Consider the following 3,318-nt stretch of genomic DNA (forward strand, 5'->3'; position numbering starts at 1 on the left):
GATGCCGTTCCCGTGGGCCTCAACGTGGCACTTCCCACCTACCGCGACTTCCACAGTCAGGTCATGACCGCGATTCCCGATGCGCACACCTGCGGGACGAGGCACGAGGTTGATGTGTGTCCGCAACAGCAGGAGTACGCACGGAGCCGAATCAACAGACTGATCGCCAGCCAGTTACCGGCAGACGAACGGGACCTGGTCCAGGACATCGAGCGCTCCGACAATGGCTGCCTCGTCGTCCTCGGCGCGGCTGGCGCGGTCGGCGGCCTCTTCGTCTTTGCTGCCGGCTTCACGAACAAGGGGCCGTCCTGGACCTATCCCGGCCTCGTGCTCACCGTGGTTGCCGCGATCATCTCCTTCCCGGCACTACGTCTCCTGGCGGCAGCGGCGCCCTACCGCGTCTGGGGGGCTCTGCTGTACGGCTACGGCAAACTGCTCGACCAGACGCGGCCGCTGCACATCCTCCGGTGGGTGGCGGCGGTCCTCTTCGTCATCGGTGGCCTGTTCGACCTGCTGGCCTCGTGACGACTGCTTGCGCCGCCAGAATGTGGGCCGAGCCCCACTGCGGCATTCAGCGTCGTTAGGCTCCAGCGAGGAGGTGGGCTCGTGACCGCGGCAGAGCAGAACGAGACGGTCGAGGACAGCCCCGTCGGCTGGGTCGCCAGCCACATCCGGCGCTACGTGCGGCGCGGCAAAGCACCCCGCCTGGCACCTGAACCTGAGCGCCGACCCGTCGGTGGAGATCCAGGTCGGCGCGGAGCGGATCACCGGTCGGGCCCGGACCGCCACCGGCGAGGAGCGCGTCCGGCTGTGGCCGGTGATGACGAAGGTCTTCCCCACGTACGCCCGCTACGCGAAGGAGACCGACCGAGAGATCCCTGTCGTCGTCATCGAACGCACCGCCGATCGATGACGGTGAGTGCTGCGGCACGCTAGGGTGACGGAAGGTAACCACCCCACTCCGGCGAGGAGGACCGTCGTGCGCCGCATCATCACCGCCATCGCACTACTCGGGCTGTCACTTTCCATCGTGCTGGCGCCGACGCCGGCAAGCGCGGCAAGCAGCGTCGACGTCACGTCCGCGACCCTGGTCGCCCGCGGCGTCGCTGTGGACATCACCCTCACCGTGACCTGCCCAGCCGGCCTGTCCGGCGCGACCGAGCTGATCGTCCGGCAGCGGTCTGGCGACAGGGTCGCCTACGCGGGTGGCTGGGCGCCCCTCAACAGCTGCACCGGCGAGCCGCAAGCCGTGACCGGGAGAGCGTGGGTGCAGCCCGACGGGCTGGTCCTCCACAAGGGTGTCGCGCTGATCAGCGGCGGATTCGAGTTGTGCAACCAGGACGTCTGCGACTACCCGAACTTCGAGCAGACGTTCCGCATCACCCGTTGAAGCGCGGCCAAACCATCGCCGCAGGACGCCGCCGGGGAACCCAATGATCAAGTGATGAGAAGTAGGTCAGAACCACTTCCGACACCTACTTCTCATCACCTGATCACTGCCGCCGGAGCGAACAGCCGAACCCGGCAGCGATGACGGGATCAGTTTCCCAGCGCTCGCACCTTGGCGATCGTCTCCTGCACGTGCTGCTTGGCCGGGTCGCCACCCTGCGACGCCTGCGCGAGCGCCTGACGGTACGAATCGATCATGCCGACCAGCGGACCGGCGGCCACACCCTCCAGCGCGCCGGCGACGAGTGCTCGCGCCTCGGCGGCGTCCTGTGCTGCCGCTGCGGTCTTGGCCTTCGCCTCGTCCAGCTTCTGCGACGCCGCCGCCAACCTCGCGATGATCTGTGCTGCGCTCACGCGCACCTCCCCGTGGTCGACCATCGCCTCCACCACCGCACCGGCGGAGACCACATGGGAGCGTACGAGATTCGCGCACCCAGCGCGACGGAACGCGACCAGACCTTGGACAGTTTCCGTTAGCTCACAACGGAAACTGTCCGTTAATGGCCTGGCGAACGACGATGACCGAAACCTCGTGCTGACGGCACAGCTCAGAGGGTCGAGGGCAGCTTGTCTCCCGGCGCAAGTTCGCCGGACTTGATTTGAGCGCGGATGCCGTCGGCAAGCGGCGATCCCGAGCTCGGGGACCACGCCCGAGTGCGAGGCCTCCTAGACTCGGTGACAGCTTGCCGAGGGAGTGACGGGGTTTGACGGTTCAGAGGACAGACACAACATCGGCTCGTCGTGGTCGCCGGGCTCGCGTCATTGGCCTGTCCGGCGCTCTCCTCGGGCTTCTCGCCCTCCTGCTGGCCGTCGCCGTCGCGACCGGTGACGGGCAGAGCATCCTCAGCAGCCTTCAGTCGTCGTCGGCAACAGCCGCGCCCAGTCCGAGTCCGGCGTCTCGGGCAGCGCTCTACCGGTCCTGCATCGCCAAGATCCATGGCGATGACGCGTTGGTCTACTTCCGACGGGAGATCCCCGAGGGCCGGTGGGGGGAACCGCTGCGGGGCACTGCCTCGACGACCAGTGAGCCGTACGTGCTGTGGATCTTCGACGCTCAGTGTGAACCGCACCGGGCGATCGAGGTGGGACGGGCCAGCAGTCGCACGTTCAGGGCCGAGGTGGGTCAGGTCTGGTACTACGCCGAGGCGTCGGCGGGGCCTCCCGCCGATGACTGCTCCTGCCGCGTCTTCAGCCCTTCGACCAGCGGCACCGAGCAGGAATTCAGCGACGAAGGCGGCGTCATCTACCACCTGGACTGATCCGTGCCCAACAGTCGGCGCCCCTGTGCGGTGACGACCAGTCGCCACTCCAGGTCGGTCATCAGCGCAGACCGCGGACCAGCAGCAGATACGCGCAGTAGGCCATCGGCACCACCAGGAAACAGATCAGGAACCCGAGCGGCAGATATCGCGGCGGGGTGCCGGCGACCATGGCCGGCCGCCCCCAGCGGCCCAGCACCAGGTAGCCGCCGAAGAACGCCACCGCCGGCAACCCCGCGCAGATCCACGCGCCGAGGGTGAACCCGTCCACCAGGCCGACCCCGGAGGCGAGCACCAGCATCAGCACGAGCACCCCGGCCGCCGCGCCGCACCCGGCGTAGACGGCGACCGCCCTCGCCAGCGGCGACCACGTCGGCAGTAGCGCCGGCCGCTGGGCCAGCAACTCCGCCTGCTGCCCGTGCCGGTCGGCCTCGTCGGCCATCCGCCGGGCCAGCTCCAGCTCCATCGCCGGGTCGGCCGCGGCCGGGGTCGGTTCGCTGGTGACCGGCCGACCGGGCCTGCTGACGGCGATCCGCTGGCCGCAGGATGCCGTGCGCCAGGTCGAGCCAGGACTGGGCGTCCCGGATCGGCACGAAGATCCGGCGACAGG

5 protein-coding genes and 1 pseudogene are annotated in these 3,318 nt (G+C 68.7%); 4 read left to right on the top strand and 2 right to left on the bottom strand.

Features of this window, described 5'->3' with window-relative positions:
* The 3 genes and pseudogenes from ABZ749_RS32205 to ABZ749_RS32215 all read left to right on the top strand — a co-directional run.
* The coding region (locus tag ABZ749_RS32205; RefSeq protein WP_357234489.1) for a hypothetical protein at positions 1–525 on the top strand (525 nt) is incomplete at its 5' end.
* An 81-nt stretch (positions 526–606) separates the two neighbouring features.
* Positions 607–913 (top strand): annotated as a pseudogene (locus ABZ749_RS32210) (nitroreductase/quinone reductase family protein).
* A gap of 66 nt (positions 914–979) precedes the next feature.
* The gene (locus tag ABZ749_RS32215) at positions 980–1,390 is read left to right on the top strand and encodes a hypothetical protein (RefSeq protein ID WP_357234491.1); all 411 of its coding nucleotides are present in this window, start codon (positions 980–982) and stop codon (positions 1,388–1,390) included.
* 149 nt (positions 1,391–1,539) lie between these two features.
* Here ABZ749_RS32215 and ABZ749_RS32220 read toward each other — a convergent pair whose 3' ends face one another.
* Positions 1,540–1,803, bottom strand: coding sequence for a DUF6244 family protein (locus ABZ749_RS32220; RefSeq protein ID WP_030489032.1), 264 nt, complete (start codon positions 1,801–1,803; stop codon positions 1,540–1,542).
* Between the two features lie 596 nt (positions 1,804–2,399).
* On the opposite strand from ABZ749_RS32220, the gene ABZ749_RS32225 reads away from it, so the two are divergent.
* Positions 2,400–2,708 (top strand): hypothetical protein, encoded by a 309-nt coding sequence (locus ABZ749_RS32225; protein ID WP_357234494.1) that lies wholly within the window; start codon positions 2,400–2,402, stop codon positions 2,706–2,708.
* 61 nt (positions 2,709–2,769) lie between these two features.
* On the opposite strand, the gene ABZ749_RS32230 is transcribed toward ABZ749_RS32225, so the two are convergent.
* Positions 2,770–3,318, bottom strand: a 549-nt coding sequence (locus ABZ749_RS32230; RefSeq protein WP_357234497.1) for a hypothetical protein, incomplete at its 5' end; no start/stop codon positions are given.

The sequence above is a fragment of the Micromonospora sp. NPDC047753 genome, from assembly GCF_040642735.1.
Taxonomy (GTDB): Bacteria; Actinomycetota; Actinomycetes; order Mycobacteriales; family Micromonosporaceae; genus Micromonospora.